The sequence below is a fragment of the Acidimicrobiia bacterium genome, from assembly GCA_035651955.1.
In the GTDB taxonomy this organism is placed as follows: domain Bacteria; phylum Actinomycetota; class Acidimicrobiia; order IMCC26256; family JAMXLJ01; genus JAMXLJ01.
This window is the reverse complement of record DASRES010000069.1, coordinates 79,195-97,049: the sequence shown is the minus strand read 5'-3', so window position 1 is coordinate 97,049 and position 17,855 is coordinate 79,195. Positions and strand designations below refer to the sequence as shown.

General features: G+C 70.3%; 16 protein-coding genes and 1 tRNA gene. 10 read left to right on the top strand and 7 right to left on the bottom strand.

Features of this window, described 5'->3' with window-relative positions; genetic code table 11:
- Positions 1-5: 5 nt before the first annotated feature.
- A complete protein-coding gene (locus VFC33_14775; protein ID HZR14500.1) occupies positions 6-1,109 on the bottom strand; it encodes a DUF1214 domain-containing protein in 1,104 nt (367 codons plus the stop codon).
- A gap of 14 nt (positions 1,110-1,123) precedes the next feature.
- Entirely contained in the window at positions 1,124-2,383 is a 1,260-nt protein-coding gene (locus VFC33_14770; protein ID HZR14499.1) for a sulfotransferase, read from the bottom strand.
- Positions 2,384-2,477: 94 nt separating this feature from the next.
- On the opposite strand from VFC33_14770, the gene VFC33_14765 reads away from it, so the two are divergent.
- From VFC33_14765 to VFC33_14755, 3 genes are read left to right on the top strand one after another with little or no spacing between them, the layout of a single operon-like run.
- A complete protein-coding gene (locus tag VFC33_14765) occupies positions 2,478-3,866 on the top strand; it encodes an FAD-linked oxidase C-terminal domain-containing protein (GenBank protein HZR14498.1) in 1,389 nt (462 codons plus the stop codon).
- Positions 3,863-5,416 (top strand): acetolactate synthase large subunit, encoded by a 1,554-nt coding sequence (locus tag VFC33_14760; protein ID HZR14497.1) that lies wholly within the window; start codon positions 3,863-3,865, stop codon positions 5,414-5,416. Before VFC33_14765 ends, VFC33_14760 begins: the two co-directional genes overlap by 4 nt.
- Positions 5,417-5,463: 47 nt before the next feature.
- A complete protein-coding gene (locus VFC33_14755) occupies positions 5,464-7,215 on the top strand; it encodes a molybdopterin-dependent oxidoreductase (protein HZR14496.1) in 1,752 nt (583 codons plus the stop codon).
- Between the two features lie 17 nt (positions 7,216-7,232).
- Here VFC33_14755 and VFC33_14750 read toward each other — a convergent pair whose 3' ends face one another.
- Entirely contained in the window at positions 7,233-8,288 is a 1,056-nt protein-coding gene (locus VFC33_14750; GenBank protein ID HZR14495.1) for a PHB depolymerase family esterase, read from the bottom strand.
- A 78-nt stretch (positions 8,289-8,366) separates the two neighbouring features.
- On the opposite strand from VFC33_14750, the gene VFC33_14745 reads away from it, so the two are divergent.
- Positions 8,367-9,137 (top strand): glucose 1-dehydrogenase, encoded by a 771-nt coding sequence (locus VFC33_14745; GenBank protein HZR14494.1) that lies wholly within the window; start codon positions 8,367-8,369, stop codon positions 9,135-9,137.
- Between the two features lie 42 nt (positions 9,138-9,179).
- Complete coding sequence (locus tag VFC33_14740; GenBank protein ID HZR14493.1) at positions 9,180-9,782, top strand: dihydrofolate reductase family protein; 603 nt, start codon at positions 9,180-9,182, stop codon at positions 9,780-9,782.
- 27 nt (positions 9,783-9,809) lie between these two features.
- Here VFC33_14740 and VFC33_14735 read toward each other — a convergent pair whose 3' ends face one another.
- The 4 genes from VFC33_14735 to VFC33_14720 form a co-directional block, all read right to left on the bottom strand.
- Positions 9,810-10,208: a VOC family protein gene (locus VFC33_14735; GenBank protein HZR14492.1), complete on the bottom strand. Its 399-nt coding sequence runs from the start codon at positions 10,206-10,208 to the stop codon at positions 9,810-9,812.
- A 66-nt stretch (positions 10,209-10,274) separates the two neighbouring features.
- Positions 10,275-10,685 carry a helix-turn-helix transcriptional regulator gene (locus tag VFC33_14730; GenBank protein ID HZR14491.1) on the bottom strand — a complete coding sequence of 137 codons (411 nt, stop codon included), beginning with the start codon at positions 10,683-10,685 and terminating at the stop codon, positions 10,275-10,277.
- An 86-nt stretch (positions 10,686-10,771) separates the two neighbouring features.
- Positions 10,772-10,844: transfer RNA gene (locus VFC33_14725), tRNA-Arg, on the bottom strand.
- Positions 10,845-10,883: 39 nt separating this feature from the next.
- Positions 10,884-12,101 carry a lipase family protein gene (locus VFC33_14720; GenBank protein ID HZR14490.1) on the bottom strand — a complete coding sequence of 406 codons (1,218 nt, stop codon included), beginning with the start codon at positions 12,099-12,101 and terminating at the stop codon, positions 10,884-10,886.
- Between the two features lie 222 nt (positions 12,102-12,323).
- Here VFC33_14720 and VFC33_14715 point away from each other — a divergent pair, with 222 nt between their 5' ends.
- The 5 genes from VFC33_14715 to VFC33_14695 all read left to right on the top strand — a co-directional run bounded on the left by VFC33_14715 (position 12,324) and on the right by VFC33_14695 (position 17,829).
- Positions 12,324-14,516: an ABC transporter permease gene (locus VFC33_14715; protein ID HZR14489.1), complete on the top strand. Its 2,193-nt coding sequence runs from the start codon at positions 12,324-12,326 to the stop codon at positions 14,514-14,516.
- A 2-nt stretch (positions 14,517-14,518) separates the two neighbouring features.
- Positions 14,519-15,253, top strand: coding sequence for an ABC transporter ATP-binding protein (locus VFC33_14710; GenBank protein HZR14488.1), 735 nt, complete (start codon positions 14,519-14,521; stop codon positions 15,251-15,253).
- Positions 15,250-15,975 carry an ABC transporter ATP-binding protein gene (locus VFC33_14705; protein ID HZR14487.1) on the top strand — a complete coding sequence of 242 codons (726 nt, stop codon included), beginning with the start codon at positions 15,250-15,252 and terminating at the stop codon, positions 15,973-15,975. Before VFC33_14710 ends, VFC33_14705 begins: the two co-directional genes overlap by 4 nt.
- A gap of 4 nt (positions 15,976-15,979) precedes the next feature.
- Positions 15,980-16,372 (top strand): hypothetical protein, encoded by a 393-nt coding sequence (locus tag VFC33_14700; protein HZR14486.1) that lies wholly within the window; start codon positions 15,980-15,982, stop codon positions 16,370-16,372.
- Between the two features lie 98 nt (positions 16,373-16,470).
- Positions 16,471-17,829, top strand: a complete 1,359-nt coding sequence (locus VFC33_14695) for an ABC transporter substrate-binding protein (protein HZR14485.1) — start codon at positions 16,471-16,473, stop codon at positions 17,827-17,829.
- Positions 17,830-17,855 lie beyond the last annotated feature (26 nt).

The following is a 17,855-nucleotide window of genomic DNA, read 5'->3' as shown; positions in this document are numbered from 1 at the left end:
CTCCCTCACAAGGACGAGAGCTTCACCACCTCGGCCTGCGGCGTCTCGACGTCGCCCTGGGGGAGGAAGTAGCGCCAGAACACCGTGCCGAGGTTGCGCCCCTCGGTGTCGAGCCAGTTGGGCAGACCCGGATCGCGGTGCGCGAGCACCATCCGGAAGCTCCCGTCGGCCTCGAGCTGCGTGTTGGCACGATTCCGGCTGACCGACTTCGTCGTGTAGTCGTACATCTGGCTGAAGCGGTTCCACAGGCAGACGTTCGCGAAGCGGCACTCGGGCCAGCGACCGGTGATCACGAGCGCCTCGTCGTCCCCGATGTAGTACGGCGCGAGTGAGTACGCCGCGTCGAACGCGGCGAACGCCATGTTCCCGGGCGGGACGGGCTTCGGGAACTGGTTCGGGACTGTCGAGAGGAACGCGGGCTTGAGCTCACCGGGTAGCGGCGCGTCGAGCGTCTTGCCCCGCACGTGGTTCGTCACTCGACGGATCGCGCGCGCGACGGTCTCGTCGTTCCAGCGCGCCCTCGGACCCGCCGGTGGGCGCGCCTCGATCGACAAGGGGACGTGCAACGTCTGCGAGGTGGCGGCGGGCTCGGGCCACTCGAAGTAGTGGCGCGTCGTGATGCGGCCGCCCTCGGCCGGGATGCCGAGCCAGTTGCGGTCCGCGGGCGCGCCACCGAGACGGATCTCGTAGTTCCCGTCGGCGTCGACGTCGATGTCGGCGTCGTTCAGGACACCCGCCGTCGCGGTCGCGTACTTCCCCTCCACCGCGCCGGCTTCCATGGTGAACGACGTGTACACCGCGCCCGCGAGCGCGCCGCGCACGACGTATTCGCGGTCGGCGGCCACGGGCGTCTCGAAGTACAGCGCGTCCGGGTTGTCGCCCGTGAAGCTGCGCGTCGGCGACACGATGCGCCGGAACACCGGCCGCTCCGGGTCGAACTCCTGGTGCGAGTAGAGCCCGCTCTGGAGGATGTGCGTCAGGTTGCGCAGCCCCTCGCCCACGTCGTCGGGATCCGTGATCCCGCGTTCCTCGCCGACGCACCGCTCGCTCGCCTCGCGCAGCACGTCCAGCAGCTCCAGGAACGCGGCACGCGACTCCGAGTCCGCCATGTCCTCCCCTTCGTTCAGGTCTCCGACCGGACGCCGAAGCGCTCGCAGTACTGACGGAAGGCAGCGCGCCGCTCGCCCGCGTCGAGACCGAAGTCGGACAGCGCGTACGTGACCGCGCCCCACTTCCCGCGCGGGTGGTCGGCCATGAAGGCGAGCATCAGCTTCTCGACCTCGGGCGTGAACGGCTGATCGGCCAGGTCGTAGATCGCGCGCACCGTCGCGACGTCGTCGGCCATGAACTCGTCGAACCGGACGTCGAGCGACTGATCCGCCGGGAGCACGTCGCGATCGCGGCACGCGGCCGTGAGGAAGTCTTCGATGATGCGCGACCAGTACGCGCCGAACCGGTGCGGGTCGACACGTTCCTGGCTCATGCGCGCCGTGTACGTCACCATCGTGCAGAAGGACGCCGTGATCGAGACGGGATCGCGGTGCGTGACGACGACGGTCGCGTCCGGGTACGTCGTCATGAGCGGCCGGAACTGCTCGAGGTGCTGCGGGGACTTCAGCACCCAGCGCGTCGGGCCGCGCTGGTGCTGCAGGACCTGGAGGACCTTCGTCGTCCATTGGTAGAACGGCGTCTGGTCCGTCGCCTTGTACCACGCACGCCAGCTCGGGACCGGCGCGAGGCAGTCGAAGAACATGGTCGATCCTGCGATCGCGAGCAGGTGGATCTCCTCGTGCACGTGGTCCGGGTACATGTCGTGCATGCGGCGCATGTGCGGGATGACGACGTCCTGCATCGCGAGCGCGTCGGCGCAGCGCTGCCAGCGCGGATCGACGTCGAAGTGCTTCCCTTGCTCGCCGAGCGGCGGAACCGGTTCGACGCTCTCCCAGTACGGCAGCGACCGCAGTGCCGGATCCGCCGCGATCAGGTTGTGCAGGTGCGTGGTGCCCGAGCGCGGCATGCCCGCGATCACGATGGGTCGCGCGACGGGCGTGTCGAGCGCGTCCGGGTGGCGCTTCAGGTAGTCGACGACGAGCAGCCGGTTCTTCAGGAACCGCTTCAGCTGCTCGTAGGTGCTGAACCGGCCGAGCGCGCTCAGCTGCCCCTCACGCTCGAGCGCGCCGAGCAGCACCGTGTACGGCTCGCGGTAGAGGTCGTCGCCGAAGTCGTCGAGCCCGGCCTCGGCGACCGCGTCCGCTTCGAGCTGCGCGAGATCGAACCGCAGCGCGGCCGCCGCGTCGCGGACGCCCTCGCGCATCGCGACCACCGAGTCCGGCAGCACCGGTTCGGCGAGGTCGAGGATGCGGACGGGCGCCGGACGGGTCATCACACGGCTCCTTCGGGACAGGGCATTCAATCACCCCGTCGCCGGCGGGTGCCCACGCTTGCCTCGGGCAGGTGAGCGCGCAACCGTTCGGGTCGTGGACGAGCTCGCCGCCCTGCTCACCGACGCGCTCGGCGAGGACCGCGTCCGGACTGACATCGACGTCGACGACGACGTCACGCACGACGAGACGCTCGGCGCGCGACCGGTCGCGCCGGTGGCCGTCGTGGAACCCACGTCGGCCGCCGAGGTCGCGCGCACGCTGGCGTTGTGCACCGAGCGACGCGTGCCGGTGACCGCCCGGGGCACGGGGTCGGGCTTGTCGGGTGGCTGCATCCCGCACGCCGGCGGCATCGTCGTCTCGTTCGCGCGGATGAACCACGTGCTCGACGTCGACGCGGACACGCATCTCGCCGTCGTCGAGCCGGGCGTGCGACTCGACCAGCTCGACGCCGTCCTCGCGCCGCTCGGCCTCGCGTATCCCGTCTACCCCGGCGAGTACAGCGCCACGATCGGTGGCAACGTCGCGACCAACGCGGGCGGGATGCGCGCCGTGAAGCACGGCGTCACCCGCCATCACGTCCTCGGCCTGGAGATCGCGCTCGCGACGGGTGAGCTGCTCCGGACCGGAGGCCGCACCGTCAAGACGTCGTCCGGCTACGACCTCACCCAGCTGGTCGTCGGATCGGAGGGGACGCTCGCGCTCGTCACGGAGGCGACGCTCAAGCTCGCGCCGCGCCCCGCGCACGCCGCGACCCTGCTCGCGCCGTTCCCGACCGTCGACGGCGTCGCGGGCGCGGTGCCGAGGGCCATCACGAGCGGCGTGTCGCCGTCGATCCTCGAGTACGTCGACATGCTCACGATGGCCGCGATCGAGCGGGAGTACGACGTCGACGTCGGTGTGCCGCCCGACGTGAAGTCGAGCGCGCTCGCGTACCTCGTCGCGCGCATGGAGGCCGACGACGAGCGCCGACTCGAGGAGGACGTCCAACGTGTCGCCGAGCTGCTCGTCACGCTCGGTGCCGTGGACGTCTACGTGCTGCCGTCGCACGCGGCGATGCAGCTTGTCGAGGCGCGCGAGAAGGCGTTCTGGCTCGCGAAGGCGAACGGCGCGGACGACATCGTCGACGTCGCGGTGCCTCGCGCCGCGCTGCCGGAGTTCATGGCGACGGCGAACGAGATCGGGACGGCGCACGGCGCGTGGATCGCGGGCTGCGGTCACGCGGGTGACGGCAACGTCCACCTCGCGGTCTTCCAGCAGGACCGTGAGGCCCGCGAGCAGGTGATGCTCGAGCTGTTCCGCGCGGGGATCGCGCTCGGGGGCGTGATCTCGGGCGAGCACGGGATCGGCACCGCGAAGAAGCCGTACTTCCTCGCGCTCGAGGACCCCGCCAAGATCGCGCTGATGCGACGCATCAAGCACGCGTTCGACCCGGCAGGGATCCTCAACCCGGGCAAGATCTTCGACGTGGAGGCCGCGCCGTGAACGGTGGCGAATCGCTCGTGCGCACACTCGTCGGGTCCGGTGTCGAGACGTGCTTCATGAACCCGGGCACGTCCGAGATGCACTTCGTCGCGGCGCTCGACGCCGTCCCCGAGATGCGCGGCGTGCTCGCGCTCTTCGAAGGCGTCGCGACCGGCGCGGCCGACGGGTTCGCGCGCATGGCCGAGCATCCCGCCGCGGTCCTCCTGCACCTCGGGCCCGGTCTCGGCAACGGCCTCGCGAACCTGCACAACGCGCGCAAGGGCCACGTGCCCGTCGTCAACGTCGTCGGTGACCACGCGAGCCACCACAAGCAGTACGACGCCCAGCTCGAGTCCGACATCGAGACCGTCGCCCAGAACGTGTCGTCGTGGATACGACGCTGCGCGACGGCCGCCGACGTCGGCCGCGACGCCGCCGAGGCCGTCGCGGCCGCGCTCGGTCCGCCCGGTCAGGTCGCGACGCTCATCCTCCCGGCCGACTCGTCGTGGAGCGACGGCGGCTCGCCCGGTGCGCCGGTGACGCCGGCCGCGCGCCACCACGTCGACGCCGACACGATCGACACCGTCGCGAAAGTGCTGCGGAGCGGTGAATCGGTTGCGCTGCTGCTGGGCGGCACGGCGTTGAGCGAGCGCGCGCTCCACGCGGCTGCGCGCATCGCGGAGGCGACCGGCGCGCAGCTTCTGGCCGAGACATTTCCCACGCGCGTCGAGCGCGGCGCCGGACTTCCCGAGCCGACGCGGCTCGCGTACCTGGCCGAGTTCGCGTCGATGCAGCTGGAGCCGTTCCGTCACCTCGTGCTCGTCGACGCGAAGGCGCCGGTGTCGTTCTTCGCGTACCCGGGCAAGCCGAGCTACCTCGTGCCGGACAATTGCGAGGTGTCGTCCCTCGCCGGCACGACCGACGACGCGGAGCGGGCGCTCGACGATCTGGTCGAGGCCCTCGGCGCACCCGCCGTGAGCACGTCGGCTGCGGACGTCCGGCGGCCCGATCGTCCGACGGGCGCGCTGACGACCGACGCGATCGCGGCCGCCATCGGCGCCCTGCTCCCCGAGGGTGCGATCGTCTCGGACGAGGCGCAGACGTCGGGCCTGTCGAACCCCGCGGCGACCGCCGATTGCCCGCGCCACAGCTGGCTGTGCCTGACCGGCGGCGCGATCGGCCAGGGGCTCCCGGTCGCGACCGGAGCCGCGGTCGCGGAGCCCGACCGTCCCGTCGTCGCGCTCGAGGCCGACGGCAGCGCGCTGTACACGATCCAGTCGCTGTGGACCCAGGCCCGCGAAGGGCTCGACGTGACGACGATCGTCTACGACAACCGGTCGTACTCGGTCCTCAACATGGAGCTGAACCGTCTCGGTGCCGCTGCGGGACCGCGCGCGAAGGAGATGCTCGACCTCCACGGGCCGGAGCTGGACTTCGTGTCGATCGCGACGGGTTTCGGTGTGCCCGCGACGCGCGCGGAGACGGCCGACCACCTCACGACGCAGCTCGAGCACGCGCTCCGCGAGCCCGGACCGCATCTGATCGACGCGATCGTCCCCGCGATGTTCTGAACCGCGCGATGCCGCCTCGCGTCGACGGCGCGGGTAAGAACGGCTCGATGGCGTCGAACGAGTCCGGACCGACACCGCGGCGCGACTTCGAGGTGTCGCTGACGAAGCCGTCGGAGACGATCGACGTCGCGGAGTGGGCGGGATCGATCCCGCAGGTCGGTGGGACGCCGCCGCACGTCCGGGTGGGCCGGCGGTGGATCAACCTCCTCTGGTCGATCCCGATCGCGGTCGTGCTGGTCGTCGTGCTCGTCGCCGTCGCCAAGGGGTTGCGCAACATGCCGTCGGTGGCGCACTTCGTGCACCGGTATCCGGGGACGATCGCGCCGAACCCGCACCCCGCGTATCTCGGTCTGCCGTCGTGGCTGCGCTGGCAGCACTTCTTCAACCTGTTCTTCATGGCGTTCATCATCCGCTCGGGCGTGCAGATCCTCGCCGACCACCCGCGCCTCTACTGGACCCGCCACTCGACGCCCGGACGCGAGTGGCTGCGCTTCCAGAAGCCGGTCCCGCCCGATCCGATGTGGACCGCGAAGCAGGACTCCGTGAAGCTGCCGGGTCAGGTCGGGTTGCCGGGGATCCGGCACTCGATCGGTCTCGCGCGGTGGTGGCACTTCACGTTCGACGTCCTGTTCCTGCTGAACGGCGCGGTGTTCTACGCGTTGCTGTTCGCGACGCCGCAGTGGCAGCGCATCGTGCCGACGACGTGGAAGGTGTTCCCGAGCGCAGGATCCGTCGCGCTGCAGTACCTGTCGTTGCAGTGGCCGTACAACCACGGCTGGGTCGCGTACAACGGGCTCCAGCTGATCTCGTACTTCGTGACGGTCTTCGTCGCGGCACCGCTCGCCTTGCTGACTGGTCTCGGCCAGTCACCCGCGGTGTCGAACCGGTTGACCCCGATCAGTCACCACCTGAGCTCGCAGGTCGCGCGCTCGATCCACTTCCTCGTGCTGTGCTGGTTCCTGGTCTTCATCTTCATGCACACCGCGATGGTGTGGACGACCGGCCTGCTGACGAACCTCAACCACATCACGCTCGGCAACGACACGAGCAGTTGGGCGGGCTTCGGGTTGTACGTGGTGTGGATGGCGATCGTGGTCGCGGCGTGGATCGCGGCGACGCCGTTCACGTTGCGCCATCCGCGGGTCGTGCAACGCGTCGGAGCGACGGTGACGGGCCCGGTGCAGGGCCTGTTCGAGCACATCGATCCCAACCCGCGCCAGTACACGGAGGCCGACATCTCGCCCCACTTCTGGCTGAACGGGCGCATGCCCGACTCGGACGAGTTCCGGCGGCTCGTCGACACGCGCTTCGCGGACTACCGCCTGCACGTGTACGGCCTCGTCGCCCACCCGCGCGACTTCACGCTCGACGAATTGCGTTCGATGCCGCACCAGGAGCAGATCACGCAGCACTTCTGCATCCAGGGGTGGTCGGGGGTCGCGAAGTGGGGCGGCGTCCCGATGCGCGACCTGCTCGCGCTCGTCGAGCCGGCCGCCGACGCGCGCTACGTCGTCTTCTACTCGTTCGGTGAGGGGTCCGACGGTGGCACCTACTACGACGTGCACCCGCTCGAGCTGATGTACCGCGAGCTGTCGCTGCTCGCGCTCGAGATGAACGGCGAACCGCTCCCGGTCGCGCACGGCGCGCCGATCCGGTTGCGCAACGAGGTCGAGCTCGGGTTCAAGCAGGTGAAGTGGATCCGCGCGATCGAGGTCGTCGCCGAGTTCCGTCACATCGGCGGCGGTCACGGCGGCTACAACGAGGATCACGAGTTCTTCGGGTACCGCCAGGCGATCTGACGACGGCGCGTCGCTCGCTACAACGGGTGCTGCTGGAAGAACTGCCAGATGACGTCGTTCGCCGAGATCGAGAACGTCGTCCTTCCGACGATCGCGGCGATCGATCGCGAGAACGGGCTGCCCGGCCACGCGTGCCCGCCGTCGGTGACGCGGTACAGCTCGACGGTCGCGTCGGCCGGGCACCTCCACGTGAGGAGGGTGACGTCGCTCGCGACGGCGCGCTCCGCGGGCGGCGCGCTCGCGCACCCGTTGCGCGTCGCCCAGGCGGCCGTGATCTCGGGGATGGACGGGCCCTTCGTCTGCGCGGCCGCGGCGCCCGACTGCCCGAGCGTCTTGCCCGATCCGTCGGGCGCGGGCAGCGCGAGCGCCTTCGGTCCCAGACCGCCGTTGTAGGAGACGAACGGATCGGCGGTGCCGTGGAACGCGACGACCGGGACCGGACGCGCGAAGGTGCATCCGTCGATCTCCCGGATGCCTGCGACGGGTGCGGCCGCGGCGACGCGGTCGGCGTACGCGCACGCGACGGCCGACGTCATGAACGCACCGTTCGACAGACCGGTGACGAACACGCGGTTGTCGTCGACACACAAGGTGCGATCGACCTCGTCCAGCAGGTTCCCGATGAACGCGACGTCCGCGCCGTGGAGGTCGGTGTTCCACAACGCAACCGCCGTGCCACTTCCCTGCGGCGTGATCGTGACGAACCTGTGCGCGTCGCCGTACGGTCCGAGCCCGGACATCTTCGTGTGGACGACCGCACCTTCCTCGTAGCCGTGCAGGTCGAGGACGACGGGCATCGGCACGTGCGGGTCGTAGGACGGCGGTACGTGGCGGATGTACCAACGCGCCGCGCCCTGCGAGGTCGTGTTCACGCGGGTCTCGCCCGGTGCGACGGGTGTGCTCGCGCGACAGCCGGGCGACGGCTTCGCGGCGACGGCCTGCGTTGGCTTCGGCGACACTCCCGTCGTCGTCGAACTCGCGCCGTGCTTCACTCCGTTGCTCGAGCACGCCGCGACGGCGACGACGAACAGCAGCATGAGCGCGCGCGACCAGGGCGGGATCCGTGTCGACATCGGGCGGCAGTGTTGCGCACCGAGTGCAGGAACACCAGGGTGATGGGTGACGGCGATCGGAGAGTGGGACGGTCCCAGATGCAGACACCCGACGAGATGTTCGACCTCACCGGCAAGGTCGCGGTGGTGACCGGGGGGAGCCGCGGGATCGGTCGCGCGGTCTCCGAAGGGCTCGCCGCGGCCGGCTGCGACGTGGTGATCGCGAGCCGGAAGCTCGACGCGTGCGAGAAGGCGGCCGCGGAGATCCGCGACGCGACTGGCCGGCGCGCGCTGCCCGTAGCCTGTCACGTCGGCCGTTGGGACGACTGCGACCGCCTCGTCGACGCGGTGTACGGCGACCTCGGACGGTGCGACGTGCTCGTCAACAACGCGGGCATGTCACCGCTCTACGACGGTCTCCCCTCGGTCACGCAAGAGCTCTACGACAAGGTGCACGCAGTGAACGCGCGCGGCCCGTTCCGTCTCGGCGCGCTGTTCGGCGCGCGCATGGCGGACGGCGACGGGGGATCGATCATCAACGTGACGACCGCGGGGTCGTTGCGCCCCGACCCGACGGACCTCCCGTACGCGATGGCAAAGGCCGGCCTGAACGCGCTCACCCTCGGGCTCGCGGCGGCGTTCGCGCCGAAGGTGCGCGCCAACCTCGTGCTGCCCGGCGCGTTCGACACGGACATCACGAAGGCGTGGGCTCCCGGGACGAAGGAGCGCGCGGCCGCGCTGAACCCGATGAAGCGGATCGGACGCCCCGAGGACATGGTCGGCGTGTGCGTGTTCCTCGCGAGCGACGCCGCGAGCTACGTGAACGGCGCGCAGATCCTCGTCGACGGTGGCCTGTTCCGGACGCTGTAGAAGGCGCGATGAGTTCCGCGCCGTCGGGGCGTCGGAGGTGACATGCGAATCGTCCTGAGCGACTTCATCAGCCTCGACGGCGTGGTGCAGGCACCCGGCGGCGCCGAGGAGGACACCGACGGCGGCTTCCGGAACGGAGGCTGGTCGATGCCGTTCTTCGACCCGGACGCGATGGGCCCCGTGGTCGGCGAAGGCCTCGCGCAGACGGAGGCGCTCGTGTTCGGCCGGCGCACGTGGGAGGTCATGGCATCCGCGTGGCCCGAGCGCGCGGGCGACCCGTTCGCCGACCGGATGAACGAGATCCCCAAGTACGTCGCGTCGCGGACACTGTCGGCCGAGGAGGCGTCGTCACGCTGGCGCAACACGACGTTGCTCGGCGGCGACGACGCGATCGGAGCGATCCGCGACCTGCGCGGCCGCCGCCGCGACGGCGTCCTCCAGGTGCTCGGGAGCTCGTCGCTCGCCCGCCAGCTCGTCGAGCGCGACCTCGTCGACGAGTACATGCTGATGATCGAGCCGATCGTGCTCGGGGGCGGCAAGTCCATCTTCCCGACGGACGGGCGCGCCCGCCCGCTCGAGCTCGTCTCGGTCACGCACGCGAGCACCGGCGTGTTGATCTGCACGTACCGCCCCGCCGCGACGTGACCTCGGGCGCGCCCGAGGGCCACGCGGTCAGGCTTGCGCGATGCGGACGAGGTTCCCCGAGGGGTCGCGGAACGCGCAGTCGCGCGCGCCCCACGGCTGGGAGGCCGGCTCCTGCAGCACCTCGGCACCCGATGCGCGCACCTTCTCGAACGTCGTGTCGAGATCGTCGGATCGGAAGATCGCGGCCTGCAGCGATCCTTGCGTGACGAGCGACAGGAGCGCGTCGCCCTCGGCCTGGGATCGACCGCCGTGCGGCTGGAACAGGACGATGTCGACGTCCTGCCCGGGCGCGCCGACGGTGACCCAGCGGAAGCCGCTGGACGCGACGTCCTGGCGCACCTCGAGGCCGAGCGCGTCACGGTAGAAGCCGAGCGCCTCGTCGGGGTCGTGGACGGGGATGAACATTGCGGAGACGTTGACTGCCATGGAGCGACCCTAAGGGGACCGGTCCGACGCGCGCTTCTCCGATCCTGCTCGGTGCGGCTCGAGCGGTCAGGCCGTCACCGGGCTGCGTCGCGGACGCGTCACGATCATCGTCACGCACGCCGGCACCGCCTCGAGCTCGCGGTGATCGCGAGCGCGGTACCGGGACGGCGCCTCACCGACGATCTCGGTGAAGCGCGCGCTGAACGACCCGAGCGACGTACAGCCCACCGCGACGCACGTGTCGGTGACCGACATCCCCTGGCGCAGCAGATGCTGGGCGCGCTCGATCCGTCGCGTCATCAGGTAGGAGTACGGGGTCTCGCCGTACGCGGCACGGAACTTGCGCGAGAAGTGCGCGGGCGACATCAGCGCCGCGCGCGCCATCGCGGGAACGTCGAGAGGCGCTGCGTACTCCCGGTCGATCAGGTCGCGCGCCCGGCGCAGGTGGGCGAGATCGGCGAGTTCCTCGGGCGCCATCCCGACGAACGTACGCGAACGAAGTCGCGAAGCGACCAGATCTCCAACATCGAAGCGCCTGTGGGCACCGGTGCTCTCGACGTCGGCGCGCTCGGAGGGACTCGAACCCCCAACCTTCTGATCCGTAGTCAGATGCTCTATCCATTGAGCTACGAGCGCGGGTTGGTGAAGGAGTCAGTGTAGGCGCGTCCTCGCGCGTCAGCCCGGGCCGGGCCCCGGGCAGGTGGTGTCGAACGGCACGCCGGCGAAGCGGTCGGCCACCCACCGCGCCACGGCGTCGAGCGACGACGTCACCACGCCCTCGTGGTCGAGGCCCGGGTAGGTGCGGTACTCAAGCGGTACCCCGAGGCGGCAGAGCCGCCCCACCATCGCGGCCGTCGCGGGCGCGGGCACGTCCTCGTCGGCGAGGCCCTGCAACACGAGCGTCGGAGCGTTCCAGCGCGCGCGATCGGGATCGTCGTCGCGGCCGAGCTCCGCGCTGACGCGCGACATCGCGACCGGATCGCCGACGAAGACGTGCCCGACGGGATGCGCCGTGAGGTCGTTCGTCACGTCGTCGACGCAGCCCGTCGCGAGATCGGGCAGGAACCGGCGCGCCGCGGGCGCGACGAGTGACGAGAGGTGGACGGCCGGGTCCACGACGCCGAGACCGGCCACGGCATAGAGCGCGTACGCCTGCTCGACGGGATCCGCGGTTGCCTGCGCGAGCGGCACGAGCGCTTCGAGCGTCGACGCGGGCGCGAGCGCGACGGTGCCCACGTACGGCCACTGCGGCGCGATGCGTGCGGCGTCCTGCGCGGTGAACAGCGCGGTCTCCCCGCCCTCGGAGTGACCGACGGTCGCCCACGCACGCGTGATGCGCCCGGGCAGGAGCTGGTGCGCGGCGGTCACTGCGTCGACGACCGCCGCCGCGTTCGCGTGACCCACGAGGTAGGGATGCACGCCCGGCGTCCCGAGCCCGGGGTAGTCGGTGGCAACCACGGCAAAGCCGTGGGCGAGCAACGATCGCACCTCGCGCACCGCGCTCGCGTCGTGCCCGAGGTCGGCGGCAAGCGACGGCGCGCACCGATCCGCGAGACCGGTCGTCCCGTGCGCCCACGCGACGGCGCGCCAACCGCCGTGTGGCTGTACACCGCGCGGCACCAGGACGAGACCGCTCACAGCGATGCCGCGCCCCGCGACGTCCCGCGACTCGTACAGGATCTCCCAGCGACGGGCGCTGCCGAGCGTCGGATCGCGCCCCGGTACGGCGCGTGCCGCAAGCAGACGGCCGCGCGGGCTGCCCGCGACACCGCCCGGCACGAGGTAGCGCGAATCGCGCACGTGGAGCGCGGCCACGCCTCCGCTCGCCGGTCCGCTGCACGCGCCGACGACCGCGCACACGGCTGCGACGAGGCGCACCGCGCGAGGTCTCATCGGCCGGGCAGTCAATCACCAGGAGAGGCACGCGCGCGCGGCGCGAAACCGGCACGGATCGCCCACGTGAACCAGTGGCGGCGCCCGAACCGAGTAACTAACGTCTCGTCAGATGCGGACTGTCCGGGGGGACGGCGAACGGGCGACGGCCCGGTTCGTTGGCGGTCGGGTGACCGCCGGGCCGATGCGTCGGCGTCCCTGCCCGCGGTCTCGGGGGTAGGTGTGCACGCATTCCTCGGATACACCTTCAGCGGGCTCATCACCGCGTCCATCTACGCGGTCGCCGCGAGCGGTCTCGTCCTCACGTACACCACGACCGGGGTCTTCAACTTCGCCCACGGCGCCATCGGCATGGTCGCCGCCTTCGCGTATTGGGACCTTCGGTTCGGTTGGAACCTTCCCGCACCGATCGCGCTGATCGTCACGCTCTTCGTGCTCGCACCCATCTTCGGGGCGTTCATCGAGGTCGTGATCATGCGCAACCTGCAGGGCACGTCCGAGACGACGAAGCTCGTCGCGACCCTGAGCCTGCTGGTAGCCCTGCTCGGTCTGTCCCTGTGGATCTGGGACCCGAACAAGGCCCGCCCGATCCGCAGCTTCTGGCAGGGCAACGCGGTCTCGATCCTCGGCGTCCGGCTGTCGTGGCACGAGTGCTGCGCGTTCCTCATCGCGATCGCGGTCGCGATCGGGCTGAGACTCCTGCTCTACCGCACCCGCATCGGCGTCTCGATGCGCGCCGCGGTGGACGACCGGCCGCTGGCGCAGCTCAACGGCGCCCGCCCCGACGCCGCGTCGATGCTCGCGTGGGCCATCGGGTGCTCGCTCGCCGCCCTCAGCGGCATCCTCATCTCCCCGACGCTGCTGCTCTCGGCGCTGCCGCTGACGCTGCTGATCGTCAACGCGTACGCCGCTGCGATGTTCGGCCGGTTGCGCAGCCTCCCGATGACGTTCGTCGGCGCGCTCGTGCTCGGCCTCGCGGCCGACTACTCACGCGGCTACATCATCAACAAGGTGCCGTCGAACTTCACCCCGTACCTGACGGGCCTCGTCGCGTCGGTGCCGATCATCCTGCTGTTCATCATCCTGCTCGTGCTGCCGGGCACGCGTCTGCGTGGACACGGGGTGCACCGCACGCGCGAGAACCTGCCCAAGCCGACGTGGTCCGGGACGGCGTTCTTCGCCGCCGCGATGGTCGTCGGCGCGGCGATGATGACGCTCGTCATCGGCCGGGCCGACCTCAACAACGTGAACCGCATGTGGGGCCTGGCGATCATCGCTCTGTCGATGGTCCCGCTGATCGGCTACGCGGGCCAGATATCCCTGTGCCAGCTGTCGTTCGGCGCGATCGGCGCCGTCGTCATGGCCCACCTCGGCGGCGTCCACGGCAACCCGCTCGCGCTGCTGCTGGGCGGCGTGGTCGCGGCCGCGGTCGGCGCGCTCATCGCGCTCCCGGCGCTGCGCCTCTCGGGGATCTACCTCGCGCTCGCGACCGCCGCGTTCGCCGTCATGCTCGACCGGTGGATCTGGCTGCTGCCGAAGTTCACGATCTTCCACCACTCGTTCGACATCTTCCAGCAGGGCTCGCTCACCATCAGCCGCGTCGGGGTGTTCGGCTACCAAGCGGACAGTGATCGCGCGTACTTCATCTTCGGAGCGATCATGTTCGGCGTCTTCGCGCTGCTCGTCGCGTGGATCCGCCGCAGCGGTTTCGGGCACCGTCTGCTCGCGATGAAGGACAGCCCCGCCGCGTGCGCGACGCTCGGACTGAACCTCACGTTCACGAAGGTGGCGGTGTTCGCGATCTCCGCGTTCATCGCCGGCATCGGCGGTGCGATCTACGGCGGCGCGCTGCGCGTGGCGGACTCGAGCCAGACGTTCGACTTCTTCACCGGCTTGTCGATCCTGCTCGTCATGGTGATCGCCGGCATCGGGTCGCTCGGTGCCGCCTTCAGCACGGGCTTCTTCCTCGGCGCGCCGATCCTCGCCAACCTGTTCCCGTCGCTGAAGCAGTTGCAGACGGTCCTCGTCGGCTTCGCCGGCATCGGGCTCGGACAGAACCCGAACGGCTTCATCCAGAAGGACATCCGGCCGCGCTACAACGTGATGGTGCGCGAGCCGCTGTCGATCGTCGCGCTGGTCGTCGCGATGATCATCACCTGGTTGTTACGCACAACGGGGATCATCGCGAACTACCCGTTCGCGATCATCGAGCTCGCGCTGCTCGCGCTCGGTCCGCAGCTCGGCGAGTACCTCGCGCGCAGGCGTCGCGCGCCCGAGGAGATCGAGCCCGGCGTGACGCCGCTCGAATGGGTCGGGATCACCGAGCCGTTCACGGCCGACCGGGTCGCCGAGATGGACCGCGCGCTCGGGCTCGGCGACGGCGAGGCGGTCGCGCACGCGGAGCGGGCCGGGTAGCCATGGCGACCCTGTCGGTCAACGCGGTGACGGTCCGGTTCTCGGGCAACGTCGCGGTCAACGACGTGTCGCTGACCGCCGAGAGCGGGCACATCACCGGGCTCATCGGGCCGAACGGCGCCGGCAAGACGACGTTGTTCAACGTCGTCACCGGTCTGCTGCAGCCGAACGCGGGAACGGTGACGCTCGACGGCACGAACCTGACGAAGCTCCCGCCGTTCAAGCGCGCCCGCAAGGGCGTGGCCCGGACGTTCCAGCGCCTCGAGCTGTTCTCGATGCTCACCGCGCGCGAGAACATCCGCGTCGCCGCCGACATCCACCGGGGTTGGGCCCGTGACCGGCGCTCCCCGGACGTGATCGCCGACGAGATCATCGAGCGCGTCGGCCTGCAGCCGGTCGCCGACATCCGGGTCGACGCGCTGCCCACCGGCCAGGGACGTCTCGTCGAGCTCGGCCGTGCGCTCGCGACCAATCCCAAGGTCCTGCTCCTCGACGAGCCGGCATCGGGTCAGGACGAGAGCGAGACTCACCGCTTCGCCGAGCTGCTCCGCAGGCTCGCCGCCGACGGCATGGCCGTCCTGCTGGTCGAGCACGACATGGGGCTCGTCATGGAGGTGTGCGAGCGCATCAACGTGCTCGACTTCGGGGAGCTCATCGCGTCGGGCACGCCCGGGGAGATCCGCGTGAACGACGCCGTCCTCGCCGCCTACCTCGGCACCGCCGCGGAGCCGAAATGATGCGCCCGCCGTCGACGAACGGAATCGCGCCGCTGCTCGAGCTGCGCGACGTGCACGCCGCGTACGAGCGCATCGAGGTGCTGCACGGCGTCGACCTCACGCTGCCGCCGGGCGCGGTGTTCGCGGTCCTCGGTCCGAACGGTGCCGGCAAGACGACGATGCTGCGCGTCGTCGCCGGTCTGCACCGGCCGACTCGCGGCGACGTCTACATGGCCGGCCGGCGCGTCACCGGCGCGAAGGCCGACGAGCTCGCCCGCCGGGGCGTCTGCACGATCCCGGAGGGCAAGGGCGTCTTCCCGAACCTCTCGGTCCGCGAGAACCTGCGCATGGCGACGTACACGGGCGCCAAGCTGAGCGACATCGAGGAGGCGGCGTACGCCCGCTTCCCCAGGCTGAAGGATCGTCGCACCCAGCAGGCGGGCACGCTGTCGGGCGGTGAGCAGCAGATGCTCGCGATGTCGCGCGCGATGGCGACGAACCCGGCGCTGCTGCTGCTCGACGAGCTGTCGATGGGTCTCGCCCCGCTCATCGTCGAGCAGATCTACGAGGTCGTCGCGCAGGTGGCGAAGGAGGGCGTGTCGATCCTGGTCGTCGAGCAGTTCGCCGCGACCGTCCTCGGCGTGGCCGACGTCGCGGCGATCATGGTGCAGGGCAGAGTGGTCCGGACGGGCTCGCCGGCCGAGATGGAGTCCGAGCTGAGCAGTGCATACCTCGGGAGCTGAAGAGATGATCGAGAGCACCGACCGCGTGGAGCAGTTCAAGGCGGACATCGCCGACATGCGGCTCAAGGACCCGTCGATCGCACGCGAGCAGCAGCTCCTGCGACTCGGCGGGGTGATGCTCGTCGCCGGGCTCGTCATCTCGATCGCGTCCTACTTCGGGTCGCACAGCGCCGCGGCCGCGGCCGGGGGCGGGATGGGTGCGTCGCAGGGCGACTACATCGTCGTGGCGCTGATCGGCGTGACCGTCTCGGTGGTCGGCGCCGCGCTGTTCCTCCGCTACTCGATCGCACAGTTCCTGCGCTTCTGGATGGCCCGCCTCATCTACGAGCAGCAGGCCCAGACCGACCGCATCGTCGCCACGACGACCAAGGCGGACGGGCTCGCGACCAAGAGCTGAGCCGCGCTCGGAGCATCCCTGCGCACAAATCTGACGGAGCGTTAGAGTGCGTGCGCCCCGGCCATCGGGTCCGGGCCGAAGCAGGGGGGAAGGTCCGCATGAGGGTGATGCGGTGGTGCGTCCCCGTCGTGATCGTGGCGATGGTGGGCGTGTCGGCGTGCAGTCGCTCGAGCAGCAAGAGCTCGAGCAGCAAGAGCTCCAACACGACCTCGAGCAGCAACACGGCGTCGGGTGACTTCGGCACCATGAAGGGCGTCTGCGGCCCGGGCAACGCGAAGGGAGCGACCGACCTCGGCGTGACCGACACGTCCATCCGGGTCGGCACGATGTCCGACCCCGGCGCGCAGGCGCAGCCGGGCCTGAACCAGGAGCTGTTCGACAGCGCGACCGCGTTCGTCGCGTGGTGCAACGCGGCCGGCGGCATCCTCGGCCGGAAGCTCACGCTCGACAAGTGGGACGCCGCGCTGACCGAGGTCGCGGCGAAGATGATCCAGGCCTGCCAGGTCGACTTCTCGCTCGTCGGCAACGGTGAGGCACTCGACTCCAGCGGCGTCGCGCAGCGCGTGAAGTGCGGCCTGCCGGAGGTGAGCGCCTACGACGTGTCGGCGCAGGCGGGCACCGCGCCGCTGTCGGTGCAGGCGATCCCGACGCCCGACAACCAGAGTCGTCTGGGCGGCGCCTACCGGATGCTGAAGGTCGTCGATCAGCCCGCGACGCAGCACTACGGCCTGCTCAACAGCCAGTACCAGGCGATCAAGGACTCCGGGAACCGCAACCGTGCTGCCGCCAAGCAGCTCGGGTACACGGAGACCTACTACGACGAGCTGCCGTTGTCGGTCGACAACTACCGACCGTACGCGCAGAACCTGCAGACCAAGGGCGTGCAGGTGTTCACGTACCAGGGGAACCCGGACCAGGTCGCGGCGCTGCTCAAGTCGCTGTCGGACCTCGGGTACCACCCGAAGTACGCGATCCTCGACGCGAACCACTACGACCCGAAGCTGATCCAGGACGCGGGACCGGCGATCACCGGCACGAAGGTGCTCGTGAACAGCTACCAGTGGCCGTTCGAGCTCGCGAGCCAGAACCCGGCGACGAAGCAGTACATCGACCTCTTGGCGAAGTACGCGCACGCGCAGCCGAAGGGCCTCGGCATGAACGCGTGGTCGGCGTGGTTGCTGTGGGCGCAGGCCGCGAAGCAGTGCGGCTCGAACCTCACGCGCAAGTGCATGTTCGACCATGCCAACGGCGTCGAGAACTGGACCGGCGGTGGACTCCACGCGCCGAACAAGACCGGCAACGCGTCGACGCCCGGCAGCGAGTGCTTCACGCTGATGGAGGCGACGCCGACCGGATTCGTCGTCAACAAGGACGTCCTCAAGCCCAACAAGGACGGCGTGTACAACTGCGATCCCGCGAACGTCTTCGACCTGAAGGGCTTCCCGCAGCCCTCCTGACGACGTCCGCGACACGCACGGCGAAC